General features: G+C 37.9%; 18 protein-coding genes. 7 read left to right on the forward strand and 11 right to left on the reverse strand.

Annotation, left to right across the window (positions count from 1 at the left end; all coding sequences use genetic code 11):
* Window positions 1-46: 46 nt before the first annotated feature.
* A complete protein-coding gene (locus F959_RS11025; RefSeq protein ID WP_004880158.1) occupies window positions 47-1207 on the reverse strand; it encodes a sterol desaturase family protein in 1161 nt (386 codons plus the stop codon).
* 590 nt (window positions 1208-1797) lie between these two features.
* Between F959_RS11025 and ahpC the strand changes: the two genes are divergently transcribed.
* Both ahpC and F959_RS11035 read left to right on the forward strand, forming a co-directional pair.
* The gene (ahpC, locus tag F959_RS11030; RefSeq protein ID WP_004880160.1) at window positions 1798-2361 is read left to right on the forward strand and encodes an alkyl hydroperoxide reductase subunit C; all 564 of its coding nucleotides are present in this window, start codon (window positions 1798-1800) and stop codon (window positions 2359-2361) included.
* Window positions 2362-2614: 253 nt separating this feature from the next.
* Window positions 2615-2848: a KTSC domain-containing protein gene (locus F959_RS11035; RefSeq protein WP_004880161.1), complete on the forward strand. Its 234-nt coding sequence runs from the start codon at window positions 2615-2617 to the stop codon at window positions 2846-2848.
* A gap of 16 nt (window positions 2849-2864) precedes the next feature.
* On the opposite strand, the gene F959_RS11040 is transcribed toward F959_RS11035, so the two are convergent.
* Entirely contained in the window at window positions 2865-4061 is a 1197-nt protein-coding gene (locus F959_RS11040) for an alkane 1-monooxygenase (protein WP_004880163.1), read from the reverse strand.
* 122 nt (window positions 4062-4183) lie between these two features.
* Between F959_RS11040 and F959_RS11045 the strand changes: the two genes are divergently transcribed.
* Window positions 4184-5215, forward strand: a complete 1032-nt coding sequence (locus F959_RS11045; protein ID WP_004880165.1) for a helix-turn-helix domain-containing protein — start codon at window positions 4184-4186, stop codon at window positions 5213-5215.
* Here the strand turns inward: F959_RS11045 and F959_RS11050 are convergent.
* Complete coding sequence (locus tag F959_RS11050; protein WP_004880166.1) at window positions 5208-5795, reverse strand: O-methyltransferase; 588 nt, start codon at window positions 5793-5795, stop codon at window positions 5208-5210. The genes F959_RS11045 and F959_RS11050 overlap by 8 nt on opposite strands.
* A gap of 39 nt (window positions 5796-5834) precedes the next feature.
* On the reverse strand, window positions 5835-6053 hold the full coding sequence (locus F959_RS11055; protein ID WP_004880168.1) for a DUF1653 domain-containing protein: 219 nt from the start codon (window positions 6051-6053) through the stop codon (window positions 5835-5837).
* Window positions 6054-6285: 232 nt separating this feature from the next.
* Between F959_RS11055 and ahpF the strand changes: the two genes are divergently transcribed.
* Window positions 6286-7851: an alkyl hydroperoxide reductase subunit F gene (gene ahpF, locus F959_RS11060; RefSeq protein WP_004880169.1), complete on the forward strand. Its 1566-nt coding sequence runs from the start codon at window positions 6286-6288 to the stop codon at window positions 7849-7851.
* Between the two features lie 161 nt (window positions 7852-8012).
* Complete coding sequence (locus F959_RS11065; protein WP_004880170.1) at window positions 8013-8357, forward strand: hypothetical protein; 345 nt, start codon at window positions 8013-8015, stop codon at window positions 8355-8357.
* A gap of 60 nt (window positions 8358-8417) precedes the next feature.
* On the opposite strand, the gene F959_RS11070 is transcribed toward F959_RS11065, so the two are convergent.
* Both F959_RS11070 and F959_RS11075 read right to left on the reverse strand, forming a co-directional pair.
* Window positions 8418-9029, reverse strand: coding sequence for a glutathione binding-like protein (locus tag F959_RS11070; RefSeq protein WP_004880171.1), 612 nt, complete (start codon window positions 9027-9029; stop codon window positions 8418-8420).
* A gap of 213 nt (window positions 9030-9242) precedes the next feature.
* On the reverse strand, window positions 9243-11681 hold the full coding sequence (locus tag F959_RS11075) for an ExeM/NucH family extracellular endonuclease (protein WP_017196737.1): 2439 nt from the start codon (window positions 11679-11681) through the stop codon (window positions 9243-9245).
* Window positions 11682-11865: 184 nt separating this feature from the next.
* Here F959_RS11075 and trmB point away from each other — a divergent pair, with 184 nt between their 5' ends.
* Window positions 11866-12582, forward strand: a complete 717-nt coding sequence (gene trmB / locus F959_RS11080; RefSeq protein ID WP_004880173.1) for a tRNA (guanosine(46)-N7)-methyltransferase TrmB — start codon at window positions 11866-11868, stop codon at window positions 12580-12582.
* Window position 12583: 1 nt separating this feature from the next.
* Here trmB and F959_RS11085 read toward each other — a convergent pair whose 3' ends face one another.
* The 5 genes from F959_RS11085 to F959_RS11105 all read right to left on the reverse strand — a co-directional run bounded on the left by F959_RS11085 (window position 12584) and on the right by F959_RS11105 (window position 17175).
* Window positions 12584-13363 (reverse strand): Rossmann-like and DUF2520 domain-containing protein, encoded by a 780-nt coding sequence (locus tag F959_RS11085; RefSeq protein ID WP_004880176.1) that lies wholly within the window; start codon window positions 13361-13363, stop codon window positions 12584-12586.
* A 144-nt stretch (window positions 13364-13507) separates the two neighbouring features.
* On the reverse strand, window positions 13508-14125 hold the full coding sequence (locus F959_RS11090; protein ID WP_004880178.1) for a hypothetical protein: 618 nt from the start codon (window positions 14123-14125) through the stop codon (window positions 13508-13510).
* Between the two features lie 198 nt (window positions 14126-14323).
* Window positions 14324-15556 carry a dihydroorotase gene (locus F959_RS11095; RefSeq protein ID WP_004880180.1) on the reverse strand — a complete coding sequence of 411 codons (1233 nt, stop codon included), beginning with the start codon at window positions 15554-15556 and terminating at the stop codon, window positions 14324-14326.
* A 12-nt stretch (window positions 15557-15568) separates the two neighbouring features.
* Entirely contained in the window at window positions 15569-16585 is a 1017-nt protein-coding gene (locus F959_RS11100; RefSeq protein ID WP_004880184.1) for an aspartate carbamoyltransferase catalytic subunit, read from the reverse strand.
* A gap of 218 nt (window positions 16586-16803) precedes the next feature.
* A complete protein-coding gene (locus tag F959_RS11105) occupies window positions 16804-17175 on the reverse strand; it encodes a hypothetical protein (protein WP_004880186.1) in 372 nt (123 codons plus the stop codon).
* 284 nt (window positions 17176-17459) lie between these two features.
* Between F959_RS11105 and rlmKL the strand changes: the two genes are divergently transcribed.
* Window positions 17460-19667: a bifunctional 23S rRNA (guanine(2069)-N(7))-methyltransferase RlmK/23S rRNA (guanine(2445)-N(2))-methyltransferase RlmL gene (gene rlmKL, locus F959_RS11110; protein ID WP_004880188.1), complete on the forward strand. Its 2208-nt coding sequence runs from the start codon at window positions 17460-17462 to the stop codon at window positions 19665-19667.
* The last annotated feature ends 11 nt before the right edge of the window (window positions 19668-19678 follow it).

Consider the following 19678-nt stretch of genomic DNA (forward strand, 5'->3'; position numbering starts at 1 on the left):
GCTATGCAAAGCAAGTACAGCAATTGAATTAAATCAATCACCCTTTTTATGGCTTGGGTATACGATCAAAACGACCTCGGAAACGTTTGATGTACCTTTTAAATGGCCAAGTAAACTGCTTCACAAAGCTGTTTGGAATCTTATATCCAACAGTTCCATAAACACTTGCCAAATGATTTGGCATATACACACTTTTAAAAATGACATCATAAAGCGGAATAAATGCAGCATAATTTTTATCAATCGCAGGTTTTTCTGAAGAATGATGCCAGTGATGAAACTCAGGTGTCGCAATCAACCAACGTATATAAGGAAAACGAAAACGCACATTTGAGTGAATAAATATTGCATGGAATGAAATAAAAATTAGATAAGCAAATACCGCAGAGGTATGAAAACCAAGCAGGAAAATTGGTAAAGTCGCAATAAAGCGCGTCATTAATACTTCAACGATATGTAACCGTGACGATGCAAGCCAATCCATATATTCAGTTGAATGATGAATCGCATGAAAACGCCATAAAAAGTTAACTTCATGCATTGCCCGATGCAACCAATACACGACGAAATCAACAACAATCAATAATTCAATGAATTGCAACCAAATCGGCTGTGCTTGTACATAAGGCACGATAGGATTATTCGGTAGATGGGTAATCCAATACTGAATTGGCATCACTGTAAGAAAGGTAAATAATTGAATCCCAATATGACTAAACATGAAATATTTCATATCCGTCACCCAGCCTACTCTTAAAATCTTCTGCTCTGGATTCTTGGCAAAAAAACCTTCTAATGGAATAAATACCACTGCCAAAATCACTAAAGTAAGAACGAAATAATCAATCCCAGCGTAAAAAGGTAAATTAGGTAGCGTCGGTGCTTTAATTAGACCACAGCCTAATATTGCGGCGAATAGTGCAAAACAAATACCATAAAAACCATAACGATTTTGACGAATAATTGAGCTAAATGCCCCAAAACCTACACTCAGAACAATACCTAGCATTAAACTAAAATAAAAAACTTTGTAGTGTTGAACGTAAACTGGACGTAATTCAGGCATCGTCAATACCGTCGGAAACAGAAAACACAGTGCTCCAAATAGGCTTAATAGGCCGAGTGACATTGAAATAAAAGCACTGATTTTTCCAAGTCCAGCATTCAGCGCTAAGTTTTCGAATTTTTCTCTTAATTGATCAGTCATGTTTGGTATAAATTCACTATTTATGCGAGATATATTTATTCGCTCATCACCTTATTGTTTCACTGATGACAAATACTATTCATCATTTCAATGATTTAAATTTATTCTAAGATAAACAGCCAATCATGTACATGATTAAAAAATAACAAGGCGATTCAAATGCGACCAAAATGACTTATGCGCAACTCATTCAACTAAACAATCAAAATAATTGAACAAAATTTATTGCAATCATCACAATTTATTGACCGTCATCTCTTAACAACATATATCGCAGAATTTTTAATCGTATATCTCGGTTTTTTATCTATTTTTATATTTTTTCAATTTTACCCTTGAATTTTAATGGTTCAGGCTGCATGTTGTTATGCGAGTTAGTTTTCGGATGTTTTGTCATTTTTGCTTCATCTCGATGAAGTCAAATAGTGAAATATCCTTGGGTGAAAGTCGAACTTTATTGAGTTATTCAATTTTCCGATTTTAGTCATGTAAAAATACTATTTCCCCAATAACTAAAAATTATTTATTCTTGCTTTCGTAAACAAGTAAGGCACTAGCCTCTCAATAAAACCTCAATCATGGAGACAATGATGAGCTTAATTAATACTGAAGTTAAACCATTTAAAGCGACTGCATACCACAACGGTCAATTTGTTGACGTAACTGAAGCTGATCTTAAAGGTAAATGGTCTGTTGTATTCTTCTATCCAGCTGACTTCACTTTCGTATGTCCAACTGAGTTAGGCGACCTTGCTGACAACTACGCTGAATTCCAAAAATTAGGCGTTGAAATCTACGGTGTTTCTACTGACACTCACTTCACGCACAAAGCTTGGCATGACACTTCTGACGTAATTGGTAAAATTCAATACCCATTAATCGGCGATCCAACTTGGACTCTTTCTAAAAACTTCGAAGTATTAATCGAAGCTGCTGGTCTTGCTGACCGTGGTACTTTCGTAATCGATCCAGAAGGCAAAATCCAAATCGTTGAAATCAACGCTGGTGGTATCGGCCGTGATGCTTCTGAACTTCTTCGTAAAGTAAAAGCTGCTCAATACGTTCACGCTCACCCAGGTGAAGTATGCCCAGCTAAATGGAAAGAAGGTGAAGCGACTCTTGCTCCATCTATCGACTTAGTTGGTAAAATCTAATCATTTAGATTAACCAATTTCCAAAGAAGCCACTTTTTTTAGAGTGGCTTCTTTTTTGTCTGATATTTTTACTAATCCATGCCTTTTTCGTCGTCTATTTCATAGCAAATTTTTTACAATTCTTATACTTATAAATTTATAGCTAAATTCATTTATTAATTGTCAGCCTATAAAAGTTGGAGTACTGTCAAATTATGAAACAAAAGAGTTCTTAATATGTAGTCAGTGATCAAACTCAGATGGGGGTAAATATATGGACAAAGCTGTAGTTGTAACCTCTTGGAAATACGATGTTTCTTCTCGTTATCTAAAAATATTTTATAACAATGGCTCAGGAGAGCTATACCACCCTGTTCCAGAGTTTATTTATGACAATTTGCTTCGTTCTACAGACAAAGCAGCATTTGTGCATAAATACCTTGAGTTTGATCTTCATTTTAAACGACTGTGTATATCAACTACTCAACAAAAAACAGCCCTTCTATAGGGCTGTTTTTATTCGCTTACGCAGCTTCAATCTGCTCTGTTGCATACTTTTCTAATATCTGTTCTTTGGCTTCTGGATGAATATTAATCCGTTGCAGATCACCTTTATAATGCTCAACGACTCGATCATCCATAATTTTCGACCACCAAGAAGGAATAAAGGCTGGCAGAATCAGTGCACCATAACCTGATGGCAACTGTGGCGCATCTTCAAAGTGTCTCAACGTTTGGAAACTACGTGTTGGATTTGCATGATGGTCTGAATGACGCTGCAACTGATATAAAAATAAATTCGTTACAACGTTATTATTATTCCAACTGTGCTCTGGCAACGTACGCTCATATTGCCCATTGGCTTTTTTCTGACGTTTTAAACCATAGTGTTCAATATAATTGACCGATTCAAACAAGGTTATCGCATAAGCAGCTTGTGTGACTTGGAAAGGTAATGAGCGCGCACCAAATTTAGTCAACATTCCTGAATGATAAATAGCAGACATTGCCCAGCCATGAATAAGCTCATTTTCCATGCAGAAGAATGGTAATTTTTTACGTTCTAGACGTTTCTTTTCAATTTCAATCGCGGACTTAAAGCTACCAATGACAGTACGCGGCAAGAATTTCCAAAAGGTTTCACCTAACCGTGATGATGCTGGATCTTCAGGTGTCGCTACGCGGCGATGATGACCATAAGGATGCTCAATACGGAAATGGTTATAACCTGAAGGTGCTAATGCTAAATGAGATAAATATTGTTCTAATTTTCCAGTCTTATGGCTCAACTCATGTGCAGTATTGATTGCAATACCATTTACCATTCCAATCGTTGTTCCTAATAAAACTTGGTCAGCCAGTGAAGTTCCTTTGCGACTCGCAAGATATGTTCCATATAGGTTGGCAGCATATTGCAACGGGATATATAGTTTTACAATACGTGCATAATAAGGATCAGCTTCTAAATCAGCGATGGCACTAATTGGTGGATTTTCTGTGTCTTCACCGATCAGTTTATCTAGTGCTGGGATCACACCGTGTAAAAACATTGGGCCAAAAGATGCAAAGAATTTCTTAGTTTTCTTTGGACCAAACTGATAACCCGCTAAACCGCTCATCGCAATTGCTGGTACTGCCAATCCTAATAACCATAAATGACGCTTTTTATCTTTAAAGGGTGTTGTTACTTGTTCTACATCCAGTTCAGTTAGCATATTCATTAGAATTTCCTCAATCAAACACACTATGTTTTGCTTGAGTTTATTTTGTTCTTTTCAGATGACTATATATTATCATTTTAAGACTTGATATTATCATTTTAAGACTTTACTGAGTTTATATTGTGCAAAAGCAGCAAATACCCGTTATTCCAGCACGTTACTATCTACGTTTGATTGAAATTTTAATCAATACAAATCAGTATGATAACCAACTCCTTTGTGCTTTTAGAGATGAATTATCTCAAACTGAACTTTTGTCTATTCAACAAATTGAACAGTTTATTGCAATGGGGTTAAGCCTACCGAATACCGAAGACTTAGCCTTTGAACTTGGGAAAAATCTCAAGCTGAGTTCGCATAGCTTGGTCGGCTATGCACTGATGACCAGCCCTAACTTAGAACATGCTTTACGCTTAATCGCACAGTATTTCCGTTTAATCATGCCGAGTTTCAAACTTTCTATACATTCAGCGACAGACCCTCAAAAGATTGAATTATTGTTTGAACCCATCTTACAAATGAATAAACAATGCCTTGATTTTCATACTGAAGCGATTGCTGTGGCGTTTTATTACAGTCTGTTTGAGCTGGCTGGACAACAATTACAACGCTATCAAATTTACTTGAATATTCCCGAGCCGATTTACCAAGAACGTTATCTACATTTAGTCAGAGCACATTTCCATTTTAACTACACATGGCTTACAGGTATCCGTGTCATTATTGATCGACTGCAATTGGCTCTGCCCTTGCCCCTCGCCGATGCGCACAGCTTGAAAGTGGTCGAGCAACGTTGTCAGGAACAACTACAAAAAATTTATCATCAAGGTGAAATTGTAGAATGGATAAGCATGATGCTTCGTCAAGCCAATCAAGTACCGACTCTGACTGAATGTGCGAAGGTTCTGAATATTTCCACCAAAACCTTACAGCGTTATTTACAACAACAAGGTGTGGAGTTCCAAACTTTGAAACAGCAAATTAGTACAGAAAGAGCGATTGATTTACTTGAAAACTCGAACTACACGATTACGCATATTGCTTATGAGTTAGGTTATACCAATCCTGCCAATTTCACGCGTGCATTCAACAAAGTGATGGACTGTAGTCCTCAAGCTTACCGTCTAAAATCACAAGAAAGAAAGGCTACTTAACCACGACCATACACAATCCAGCACCCACGGGTAGAATTGTGCTCATAAAATTTTCATCTTGTTTAATCAATTCAAGTAAGGGTTTCACTTCGGCAGTATGTGAAATTACATTATCAATAATCAGTGTGCCCCCAGTGGGCTTTAATAATCTTTTTAAATCATGCCAGTAGCTCACATAGCTACCGCGTTCCGCATCCAACAAAATTAAATCAAACTGCTCAACACTTTCTGTCAAATAGTCGGCAGCATCACCTACCCAAAAATCAATATATGCTTCTAAGTCAAATTCTTCGGCATATTTTTTAGCTTGGGCACTGCGAAATGCATTTATTTCTAAGGTTTGAACTTTTGCCGAGACAGATTTTGCTGCTTCGGCCAACCATAAGGTTGAATAGCCTGTCGATGTTCCGATTTCTAAAATATGTTGTGAATGCTGAGTACGCACTAACATTCCAAGCAGCTTCGCCGATTCAGCCTCAATGTTGCGATAGCGTCTAAGACGGTCTGATTGCCGAGCATCATGTTGTTTAAACTCATCATATAAATCAGCAATACGTTGTAAAAATACTGTGCTGGTCATATCTGACTCTCCATGATGCTCTTATTTAAAACACTGAATCTAGGTCGTTTGAATTAACTTAAAACGAGGAACAGTCTGTCCATCTTCAAGCTGAACGGTTTCTGTAAACATGGTTAATGGACGTACCCACATTGAATAATCACTATATAAGCACTGATATACAACTAACTCTTCTTCAGTTTCGCTGTGTCGAGCCACATTGAAAACTTGATAAAGCTGCCCTTTGTAATGTTGATAGATTCCACGCTGTAGTGCCATGTTGTTTACCCTTAAATTTATGCCATGAAATGATTGCAGTTATATAACAACTTTCAATCTAATCAAATTTTCATACACACAAATGATCATAAATTTATCCATTGCCATATAAATCCAAAAAACCGATTAAACTCATAAAAACATACTGTTTTACCTATTTAACGCTTTTGCGTACTATAGCCTCATTGAATGAATTTAACTAATTTTAAAGTCTTAGCATTTGGAGAAATACATGTTAGATCAAAATATTAAAACTCAATTAAAAGCTTACTTAGAACGTTTAGAAAGTCCAATCGAGTTGGTTGCTGCTTTAGATGACTCGGATAAAGCAGAAAAAATCAAAGAGCTGGTAACTGAGATTGCTGAACTTTCTGATCAAGTTACGGCGCGTTTTGACGGTTCAAACGCTCGCCGTCCTAGTTTTGGTGTGGCTAAAGCAGGCGAACAACCTCGAGTGTTCTTTGCTGGCTTACCAATGGGACATGAGTTTACCTCTTTAATCTTGGCTTTATTACAAGTATCAGGTTATGCCCCAAAAGTCTCTGATGAAGTTTTAACTCAAATCAAAGGCTTAAATTTAACTGCAAACTTTGATGTGTTTGTATCTTTAAGCTGTCATAACTGTCCAGATGTGGTGCAAGCATTAAACCTAATTGCGATTAATAATCCAAATACCACGGCGACCATGATTGATGGTGCTTTCTTCCAAGATGAAGTTGAAGAACGCAAAATCTTGGCAGTGCCCATGGTATTCCAAGACAATCAGCATATCGGTCAAGGTCGTATGACTTTGGAAGAAATCGTGGCTAAGTTAGATACTAACTCTGCTGAGAAAGATGCTGCTGTAATCAATGCCAAGGATGCATTTGATGTATTGGTGATTGGTGGTGGTCCTGCAGGTGGTACAGCAGCGATCTATGCAGCACGTAAGGGCATCAAAACAGGTATCGTTGCTGAGCGCTTTGGTGGTCAGGTGATGGATACCATGGATATTGAAAACTTTACCACGGTTCAAAAAACGGTTGGTCCGAAGTTTGCGCAAGATATGGAAGCGCATGTACGTGAATATGGCGTTGACATCATGAACTTGCAACGCGTCAGCAAGATCACTGGTGCAGATCAAACAGCCAATGGTTTGGTTGAAGTGGAACTTGAGAATGGTGCTAAGCTTGAATCAAAAACCATCATTCTTTCAACAGGTGCACGTTGGAGAGAGATGAATGTGCCGGGTGAAGCGGAATACCGTACCCGTGGTGTTGCTTACTGCCCACACTGTGATGGCCCATTATTCAAAGGCAAACGTGTTGCCGTGATTGGTGGTGGTAACTCTGGTGTCGAAGCTGCGATTGACCTAGCTGGGATTGTTGAGCACGTGACTTTGGTTGAGTTTGATACCAAACTTCGTGCAGACCAAGTGTTACAAGACAAGTTAAATAGCTTACCAAACACCACTGTGATCATGAATGCTTTAAGCACAGAAGTGGTTGGTGATGGTACTCAAGTCACAGCATTAAAATATAAAGACCGTGCGACTGATGTAGAACACACTGTCGAGCTTGCAGGAATCTTTGTACAAATTGGTTTATTACCAAATACAGATTTCTTAAAGAACAGTGCAGTTGAACTCAGCAATCGTGGTGAGATCGTGATTAATGATCGTAACGAAACCAATGTTAAAGGTGTGTTTGCTGCAGGTGACTGTACGACTGTACCTTACAAGCAAATTATCATTGCGACAGGTGAAGGTGCGAAGGCTTCTCTCTCTGCTTTTGATTACATGATTCGTTCGGGTTCATAACAGAACACTCAAAAAACATGTGCACGCATTTACATTTCTAGATGTAAGTGCGTGTTTTTACAAGTTATCAACAAATTTTCAACTTTATTCGTCAACGTTTTTATGTTTATATTTTCGCTATCCATACTTGTTGGATGCCACAACGAAAAGGAAATATGAAAATGAATAAATTACTTGTTGCATTTGGTCTCGCTGCTACTGTTGCGCTTGTGGGCTGTAATAAAGATAAAGCGCCTGAAACTGGTGCAACTACGGGTGAGCACTTAGAAAATGCTGCAGAACAAGCAAGCGCTGATATCCAAAACGCGACTGCTACTGCAACTGACAACATCGCAACTGCTGCGGACAATGCTGCTGATCAAATCGATGCTGCTGCTGATCACACAGCTCACGCTACAGCTGAAGCTGCTGCTAAAACTGAAGCTGCTGCACGTGATGCAACTGCTGACGTAGCTGGTGCAGTAGAATCTACTGCTGCTGATGTTAAAGAAAAAGCTCAACAATAATTTATTGTTGATCATTAAAAAAGCCTCTGGAAACAGAGGCTTTTTTAATGGCGTATTAGATTAAGCTAATAAACCTTCGTCACGCATTGCAATTTGAACAGACTGACGCTCAGCAACTTTATTACGTAATGCAATGATGTTGATATATGGCATAAGGTCATGCTCAATATGATTTGACCAATTCGTCAACACAAACAAGTAAGCATCCGCTGGCCCAAAGTTATCGTCAACTAAATAATCATATTCAGACTCAGCCAGATGATTATCAATATATTTCAATAAACGATCTACCCCAGCATAAGCTTTGGTTTTCTCGTCATCAGTTAAATGACCACCAAAGAACACCGCATAAGCATCGTGCAATTCAGAATTTAAATAACCTAACCATTCCAGAACTTTAGCACGCCCCATTCCAGATGGCGGGATAAGATCCTGTTTAGGATCATGCTGAGCAAGAAATGGTAAAATCGCAACGTTTTCAGTCAAAATCAAACCCGGATTAATCTCTAGAGCAGGCACGTAACCTTTTGGATTAATCTCATAATAATCTGAACCTTTTGAAGTTTTATGAGTCTTTAAGTCAACTTTTTCTAAATCAAAATCTACGTTTATTTCATTTAAGATAATATGTGCTGCTAAAGAACATGCGCCTGGTGAATAATACAACTTCATATCTAATCCTTGTTTTCTAATAACTATTTATGCTCTTGAACATTCAAACGAAACCCGAGAGACAGATATAGACTCACATTTAAAATAACTTTAAAGCTAAAAATATCTACACACTTACTATTAATGAATTTTTTTCTGCCTTGCAAGTTATATTCCGTGACGATTGATTAAAATATGAAAGAACAGATTACTCAATGTCACGGATTTCATTTTTTATGCTCGACCAAATAATTGGCTTAACCATGAGAATAAAGCGTTCAAGAACTCTGAAATGATATTCTTAGGATTCTGATCAGGCTGCGTAGCAGAACCTTTCATATCCAAATCCACGATCACGGGGTCATGGTCAGATGAACGATATGGATCAGCAGAGTAGAATAGTTCCTTTTGCTCCTTTGTCTTATATTCTTCGTTGTAATCAAGGACTGTTGGCTCGTCGGCATTGATATGCCAAGCAAAAGCTTTGACAACACGTTTGTACAGTTCAGAATCTGCAATCGCATGATCAAGGTTGCCTGCACCACCATAACCTTCTGCATTACTTGAAACACCGAATACATAGCTATAGGCGTTTGCACCCTCTCCCACTTTTACGTCGTTTAACAGAACTTTATAATTTGCTTTTTCAAAGGTCAAAATTGGATCTTCTTTGGCATAGCTATTCATGTCTCCGAGCAGCAAAATGTTCGGGTTTTTAACTTGGGTTGGATTCTTAGCAATCCATTGTGTTAATTGTTCAACTGCTTTCACACGTGTAGGATTCCAACAACCTTGTCCATCATTTTGATCTGCATCCAAAGATGTTGTATCAACACCTGAACAGCCTTTTGATTTTAAGTGATTCGGAATCACTGTAAAAATTTTCCCACCTTGAACTGGCTGGAAAGATTGTGCGATTGTGCTACGGTTTTTATCACCTAAATCTAGCACTGCTGCTTTATTGACAGGTTTAACGCGTTTACTGTTATAGATAATCGCGACTGCAATCACGTCTGTACCTAATTTATCTTGTCCCTCTGGAATAACATACTTCCAATCATTGCCCAATGCTTTCGTTAAATAGGCGACTGCACTGTCACCCCCATAGCCATTGTTTGCAATTTCCATGAGTCCATAAACATCAGCATCAATTGTTTTTAGCGCACTCACAATTTTACGATGTTGCTTATCAAACTCAGCTTGGCTTGTCGCACCGCGCTCAGTTGGGAAACCATTTTTACCATTGTCATAATTCAAGACATTGAAAGCAGCTGCACGGATATATTGGCTTTGTTTTGCTGCAATTGTTTGACGTGGATTGGTATTTGCAACCAACTCTGGCAAATTACGTCCAACCACGGGCTGTACACGCCAGTTATTAAAACGATATTCTAAAATCCCTTCAGCATTTTTAAGTTGATAGCCTGAACGTAATGTATTCAATGCACTAAAGTTTTGTGGCAACCAAGGCGTTCTATTCTGATTGTTATAACCATCATCAAAAATGATTTTTGAAAGTAAGTTTTGTTGTGCTAATGCTTTTGCTTCATTTGATAATGCTGGATAGAGATTAGTTGGAATAAATAAGCGTCCTAAACTCAACGATAACTCGCCATAACGACCAAAGTTATAATTTTCACTGACTGTTAAAGTTTGAGGAAGTTTAACCAACATCCCTTGATAGCGTTTTGCTGAATTTTCTGAACTATCACTTAAACTTGAAAATGGCAGGTTGATTGCAAGTGGTTGTACTTGATCAGCCATATTCAGATTACAGGTTTGAATATCTTGTTGCAGTTGATCAATTTGCAATTGATTTTGATAACTGGTGAGACGACCTTTTAAGATCACTTCTTCACCCACTTGCCCACCTTTTATCGCACTACTCGCTGGGATATATACAAAAATCGCATTGCTCACATTTGCCTTAGCTTTGCTATCTGTAGTTTGAACATAGAAACCTGAGAAACCATTGCTATAGCGATAATCCGCGGTAATGATGCCTCGAATCGTATAAGTTTGATTTTGTGTTGCTTGAGCTAAATCTGCAATTGGCGTATCGCTACTGCTACATGAAACAGTTTCTGTCGTTGGTGGTGTCGTCGTTGATCCAGTTAAATTTGAGAAATCATTGCGATCAGTCCAAGCTTGCCAAGATTGATCTAAATCAAAAGGACTTGTTGGATCAACACTCAAAACAGGATTTTCTGCTTGAATACGCTTAAAACTATTCGCAATACTATAGGCAGTTGTCCCCCAACCTGAAGTTGGACGTTCACCGATACGACCAAAACGATCTACAGGCGTACCACGATAAACCAAGACAATCGCATCATCACCATTGAATGACAAACCTGCAACTTGATTTACCTTACTGCCAAGCTGTGCTTGTAATTCAGAACGACCAATTAAATATTTTTGCTTGCTCGCTAAAGTCCCCTGCAACTGGAATGTTGCAGTTTTGGCTGTTCCACCATTGTTGAATTGTTGGATTTCATAATCAGCCAAATTCACAGTTGTTCCGTCAGGGTTATAGATTTCTAAACCCTTACGATTACTACTGCCATCTACATATTGGCTAAACATAAGTTGTGCATGTGCAACTGAAAATATAGATGATGCACCTAATAGGCTTAAACACATTGCGATCGAGTGAAATTTAAATGTTTTCATAGCTTTTTTACTTTATGTTCAAATCGACAATAGGCTATGCAATTACTGTGACATCCACATGAAGTTTTCTTTACAACTTTTAAGCAATTTTAGAAATTTTCTCTTAAATAAAATGCCTTAAAAATTTGACTTGATCCCCTGAACACTTAAAATACGGCCTTTCTATATTTATATCTCCAGAATCATGTCAAACGATCAGTTAGAAACGCAAATTACGGAACTCGACAATTTACCTGAGCACCGTGAGATTGTGACGTTTATGCGTCGTTCAGCTCCGCTCAATACTTCGCAACGTACTGCTTTAGAAGATTATCGTGATTTAATTTTGGAATACCCTGTTGGTGATTTACGCCAGCATTTTGAACATCCTGAACGTCCTTTGACCGTTGAAATTGGTTTTGGTATGGGCCGTTCTTTGGTATTAATGGCCAAAGCAAATCCTGAGCGCAATTTTGTCGGGATTGAAGTTCATGTTCCTGGTATCGCACAGTGTGTCTATGAAGCAGGTATGGCAGGTTTAAAGAACCTGTTTGTACTGGATGCTGATGCAATTCAAGTATTACGTGAAATGCCAGACAACAGCATTAACTGCGTACAGCTTTATTTCCCAGACCCATGGCAGAAGAAGCGTCACTTTAAACGTCGTTTCGTAATCCATGAGCGTATGCAACTGGTTGAACAGAAGCTTGAATTGGGTGGTACTTTCCACTCAGCAACTGACTGGGAACCGTATGCAGAGTGGATGCTTGATATCTTAGACAATCGTCCAGATATGGAAAACCTAGCAGGTAAAGGCAATAGCTACCCTCGTCCAGAATGGCGTCCAATCACCAAATTTGAACGTCGTGGTCTTGAATCTGGTCATAAGATTAATGATTTTATCTTTAAGAAAATGAAGTAAATTATTTGGAGTGATGCGTATTGAAAATCCCATCACTCATAATTTTATAAATATTTTCTAAATCAGCACGATGCGCATTTATTAATAGATTACGATGCTTACTTAATATATTTTGATCACCACGCATTGCTGGCCCAGTCTGCATTTTTTGAGGATCATTCTGCGTTGCTTTATTTGCTGTTTCCATAATCAAAGGGAATAACAAATTAAAATCAACGCTTTCGGCATCTACAATTTGTTTGGCCATGTCATAACAATAATTACTAAAGTTACAAGCAAACACAGCAGCTAAATGCAATGTTTGGCGCTGCTTAGAACTATATTGATAAACACAATCACTTAATTCATTTGCTAATTCAGTTAATACGTTTAGATCTTGTGTGTTGGTTGCCTCAACAAATAAAGGTGTATCTGACCAGTTGACTTCTCGCTCAAAACTGAATGTTTGTAATGGATAAAATACACCTGCTCGAAGATGTGATTCAGTAAGGACTGATAAACTCGTACTGCCAGAGGTATGAACAATTAGGCTATCTGGAACATATTGAGACACGTTCTTAATTAACTCAGAAATTGCTTGATCACTTACAGCAATGATGACTAAATCAGTCTGGCGATTTAACTGCTCTATTTGATTGATTGCTTCTGCATTTACTCGATCTGCTAAGTTTTGTGCGTTTTGCTTATCACGACTAAAAACTTGAACAATTCTATGCTTTTTTTCTAAAACTAAAGCCAAATGGTTTGCTACACGTCCAGCACCAATCAATGTAATTCGCATCATCTCAATCTAGAATCTTTATTTGCACAAAGCTAAGCATGCCAATAAAAAACGGATGAATCAATTTGTGCTTTTATAATTTATACATTGAATACAATATTTCCCAATTTAATCAAAAGACTTCCTCCACCAAGTTCAAAATAATTATTGAGCAACAGATGCATCCAAATCATCTACAGGAACTTCAAGCTGCTGATGGTGACAAGACTGCCACAACCAAACGATTAGCAAACCCAGAATCAAAAAGCCAATGATTGGAAAAATACCCATCTTACGACCGAAGTTAACAGATGAATGATTTGATTCAGTGTTCAAATTTTGTTGATTTAAGATCAAGCCAACTGGTGTTAACAAACTCATTACCCAAGTAGGTAATAGCGACTGAATAGAATCTTTATGTTGTTTTAGATATTTCAAAATACTAGAGCTATCATTTCCTGCTTCGTTTGTTAATGCTGTTAAACATTTTGGAATTGCTTTATTGATAATTTGTTCAGTTTCAAATGGAATAAGTTTGGCTGTTGAGATATTAGCTAAAAATACCGTTTTAATTTGCTCATTATGACCAAGTAAATCTGATAATGAAGGCATAATAATTTCTTTCAGCTTCTGAATAAATTCAGGTTTAGCCGTTAAGATAGATAAAAATATGGGATAAAACTTAGAAAGCAACGCACTTTTTTCGTTAGATAAACCATCTTGCTCTTGAATAAGCTCGGAAGTCACTTTTTTCTTTAACAATTCCATCGGATTTGTCGACATGGTAATCGCTCCAATAAATATAATTTTCCATTTAGACCGCTTATTTAATTATTGTTTCAAAGCTTCTAAAGTTTTTCTTATTGTAGCTAATTATCTTGTTTTTATTCGTTTTTTATATCATATAAATACAATATTCATATTTTGGTTTACAAAGCAGAATAAGCCGATAAGTCTTATTCTGCCTTGTTCCAAACAAACTTATACAAAGGTACTAAGCACTTTACCAGTCAGTTGCTGACCGAGTAATGGTGTATTTTTACCTTGAGAAATAATCGTGTCTTTAGAAACTGTCCATGTCAGCGTAGGATCAACTAAAACCCAACCAGATTCTTGCTGCCAGCGTGCCGTCATATTCGCCACTGCTGCTGGAGTAGAGGTAACTTTTTCAACCCATTCTAAAGGTTCAAAAACACCTTCTTGAATAAGCTGGATGCCTAAACCAACATAAGTGTCAAAAGCTGTAATTCCAGATTGGGTCTCAGCAAACGGTGCCATCTTCGCAGAACTGCTTAATGGTTCATGATGTGTACAAATCGCATCAATCACACCGTTTTTTACACCTTCACGCAATAACTCTTTATCTTGAATTGAACGTAATGGCGGACGAACATGTGCAAGTGAGTTAAAGCCATCTGTTAACTCTTCGGTTAAATGCAGTTGATGCATTGCGACATCAGCAGTCACAGGTAAGCCTTTATTTTTTGCAGCGCGGATCAACTCAACAGAAGCACCAGAAGACAACAAACCAAAATGTGCTCTCACGCCTGTTGCTTCAATCATTAAAAGATACTTCGCAATTGCCACTGTTTCAGCAATTGCTGGAATCATTGGCAAACCTTGACGTGAGGCAATAAAGCCCTCATGCGCACATCCATCTTTGGCAATTTGTGGCTCTTCTGCATAGAAAACTACGGTTAAACCCAAACCTGCTGCATACTCTAATGTACGAATCACAACATCATCATTTTCAAAAGCAGCATTAGCATTTGAAACAGCCGTACAACCACCCTTCTTTAAACCCGCCATGTTTGCAGGTTGTTTTCCATTTAAACCTTGGGTTTGTGCACCAATGATTTGTAAATAAATACCACCATCCAGTTTTGCTTTTTCAATTAAGCCATGAATAAGCGCACCATTATCTTGAACAATTGGCTTGGAATCTGGTGGTGTTATGACATGCAAAATACCATTTGCGAGTGCCGCTTTACCTTCTGACTTTAGGGTCCCATGTTGTTGTTGGCCCGGTTCACGCAGACGTGCACAGAGATCGACCATTGTCGGCATTAGCCATTTATCTTGACCATCGATCGTTTCATCAACTTGATCTACAGCATTGATCAACTTGCCATTTTCAAGATAAACCGTTTTCACTTGATCAGTCTTTTCAATCGGATCGAGCACACGGACATTTTCAATTTTTACAATACTCATGTGATCTATCCTTTATAGTGAAATCGCTTCAATTAAACCTTGCTCTTGGAGCTGTCCTTGCATTGCTAATGCCAGTACTGCCATACGTACAGCAATACCGTTAGTCACCTGCCTAAGAATCACAGATTGATTACCATCAGCAACACTTGAATCAATTTCTACACCGCGATTCATTGGTCCAGGATGCATCACAATACAATCAGGTTTAGCTAAAGCGAGACGTTCTTTATTTAAACCATACATTTTGTAAAATTCAGATTGTGAAGACAGTGCTGGAGAATCAATACGTTCATTCTGAATACGTAGCGCGATGATCACGTCACAATCCGTCACACCCTCATCCATTTTGTTAAATAGACGAACATGCTCACCATATTCATTGAAGCCAACTGGTAATAAAGTGTTCGGTGCAATCACGCGAATATCTTTGCAACCGAGTGTTTGCAATGCCGCCACGTTTGAACGTGCAACACGCGAGTGTTTGATATCACCGATAATCGCGACAGAAAGTTGTTCAAATGGCTTGTTGGTTTCACGACGAATCGTCAACATATCTAACATGGCTTGAGTCGGATGTGCATGTCGACCATCGCCTGCATTAATGATTGCGACATTAGGACAAACATCTTTAGCAATAAAATGTGCTGCCCCAGAAGATGAATGACGAACCACAAAAATATCCGCAGCCATCGCTTCTAAATTCCAAAGCGTATCTCGTAACGTTTCACCTTTCGATGTACTTGAACGTGCAATATCAATATTTAAGACATTGGCTGACAAACGTTTTGCCGCAGCCTCAAATGTTGTACGTGTACGAGTTGAGTTTTCAAAGAAAAGATTCATCACCGTGAGTCCTTCTAATAAAGGACGATTGATCAAATTATTATTTTCATCTAAAAAGCTTTGCGCTGTATCTAAAATCTTGGTAAGGCTTTCTTTGGAAAGGCCTTCAATAGTTAAAAAGTGCTTGAGATTTCCTTGTTGATTGAGCTGGATCTGACTCAAAGTATGCAATGCCGCCAAGTGCATAAGAGATTCCTAACACGTTAAGTTAACGCATTATACAGATTTTGGATTTCATTCGCAGTTGAACTTTTCAGCACTTAAGTAAAAATCTCTAGATCTTTTTCATGATCTTATTTTTATTCAACATGAGAGCGTCCATTCTGAATATTCTAAAAGAAAGATAAGGATGTAAACATCTGTACTACATCCTTTTAATTTCCTATTTTTTAATGACTTATAATTTACCTTAATGCACCAATATAGTGATGGTGAACTTGCGCTTGATAAATTTCCTCTGCTGTCACGTCCATCGAATATGTTTCTTGCTGTACTTCTTTTTGTTTTTTAGTCTCAACTTCCGACTCTTCGATCACTACAGCTGGTTCAGGATACAAATCAATTAATGGGCGCAAACGTGTCACTTGTTTTTCTAACTCTTCATCTTCAGTCGATAAAGCGATATCAACAATATGCTTTGCATAATCTTTATTATTCACGAGATACATCACATCAATTACACGTCCACATACACGTCTTAAACGTACATACATTTGCGTTGCAATTGCAAAAGCTTCAGCATTTACTAGCACTTCACTATTCATGTTCTCTTTCATAACAACCCCACAGCCATTCAATTAAAATTCTTAAGTTTCACCAGCTTTGAATTAAATAACTCACTGATAATCTGCAAACTAAAAAGCAAAATATGTACCAATAATTAAAAATAATGAGAAAAAATGACTATGGTCACATAATCTAATCTCAGTGATTCATCATTTCATTGATAAAATAATGGCGTTTAATTGATGATAAAGCTGACAATCACACAAATATGCACCGACAGAACAAACAAAAATCAGTTAAAATAGCCGATTGCTGAATTGCTTTGGAAATTTGAATGAACGCTAAACCACGTCTAACAGACTATTGGGTGACCTGTGCAGACGGGCTTGAAACCTTATTACAACAAGAACTCGAAGATTTAGGCATTCAAAATATCCAACGCTTTGCTGGACGTTTAGTATTTAAAGGCACTCTCGAAAATGCTTATCGCGTTTGCATGTGGTCACGTCTTGCATCTCGTGTACTGTTACCTATTCATACACATGAACTGGAATTTACCCACGATGCACGAGATGTCGCAGAAGAACTCTATGAAGGTGCAATCAGCTTTGATTGGTCACTTATTTTTGCACCACAAAGTACCTTTGCAGTTCGTTTACACGTCGAACGTGAGATTAAAGTAAATACCCAATTCGCCACTTTACGTGTAAAAGACGGCGTTGTTGATTCATTTATGGAAGCAGTTGGTAAGCGACCAAGTATTGATATTAAACAACCTGAAATTACTTTATATGTTTTAGCTGGTAAAACAGAACATACCTATTGCTTAGACTTATCTGGTGATTCTTTGCATAAACGCGGCTATCGTCGTTATATGACAGATGCACCAATTAAAGAAAACTTAGCTGCTGCAATCTTACAAAAAGCACAACTCAGCCAATATCAGCCGGATATTATTCTTGACCCAATGTGTGGTTCAGGCACATTTATTATTGAGTCTTTATTGATCTTGACAGATCGTGCGCCTGGTTTAGTCCGTCGTTTTGGTTTTAATGGCTGGCATGGACATGATCGTGAATTATGGTTATCACTGAAAGCTGAAGCCGCAGAACGTCATGAAAAAGCATTAGAACAACCATTACCTAAATTTTATGCTTACGATGCTGATTGGGAAGCGGTCAAAGCAACGCGTCAAAATATCATTGCTGCTGGCTTTGAAAAACTTCTTGATCAAATCCAGATTGAAGAACGTACTTTAGCTGATTGGGATGATTTCCATGCTGACGGTAAAAAAGCATTTATCGTAACGAATCCTCCTTATGGTGAGCGTCTAGGAGATAAAGCATCTAATCGTTCTTTATATCTAGGTCTTTCTGCCCTTTTACAAAAGAATTTCCCAAATCAACGTGCTGCAATTATTGCCGCACAAGTTGAACAAGCAGATGTACTTGCTTTTAATGACCCGCAAACCCTACGTTTGATGAATGGTAAGTTACCAATTTACATTCGTTTTGGCACAGTGAAGCCTGCGACTGTCACTCAACCATTCTTGGCAAATTGGCAACCACAACAATTTGACCCAATCGAAGGTGCTGAAGACTTTACCAATCGTTTGCAGAAAAATATGCAAGCCTTGAAAAAATGGGCTGTTAAAGAGAATGTTTACTGTTTACGTTTATATGATGCAGATTTGCCAGATTTTAATCTAGCAGTTGATTTATATGGCGATAAGCTACACGTTCAAGAATATGCGCCACCTAAGAAGATTGATCCAGAGAAAGCAAAAAAACGTTTTAACCTTGGCCTTGCTGCAATCCGTGCAGTAACAGGTCTAAATCGTGATGCCATCTTTATTAAAACCCGTGCCCGTCAAGCTGGAACAAATCAGTACACCAAACAAAGTACTGCATCTAAACGTTTTATTGTACAAGAAGGCAATGCACGTATCTTGGTGAATCTGACCGATTATCTGGATACAGGTTTATTCTTAGATCACCGTCAAATTCGTTTGAAAATTGCTAAAGAAGCTCGTGGCAAACATTTCTTGAATTTATATAGCTATACTTCTACCGCAAGCTTACATGCTGCGCTTGGTGGTGCAGCAAGCACAACAAGTGTCGACTTATCAAACACCTACCTCGGTTGGTCCAAAGAAAACTTTGTTTTAAATGGTTTAACCGTAGACCATGCAGATGAACAACATATGTTCTTTGCAAGTGATTGTTTTGAATGGCTAAAAGAAGGTCATGAACAATATGACTTAATTTTTATTGATCCACCAACTTTCTCAAATTCGAAAAAGTTCTATGGAACATTCGATGTACAGCGTGATCATGTATCTCTTCTTAAACGAGCAATGAATCGCTTAACAAGTGATGGCACACTCTATTTCTCAAACAACTATCGTGGTTTTGAGTTAGATGAAGAAATCGAAGCACTCTATAAAGTTGAAGAAATTACGTCTGAAACAATTGGTTTAGACTTTAAACGTAATCAAAAAATCCACCGTGCTTGGAAAATCCAACACTTAGGAATGTCATAAATTTTAACTTT

The organism is Acinetobacter venetianus RAG-1 = CIP 110063 (genome assembly GCF_000368585.1).
Taxonomy (GTDB): Bacteria; Pseudomonadota; Gammaproteobacteria; order Pseudomonadales; family Moraxellaceae; genus Acinetobacter; species Acinetobacter venetianus.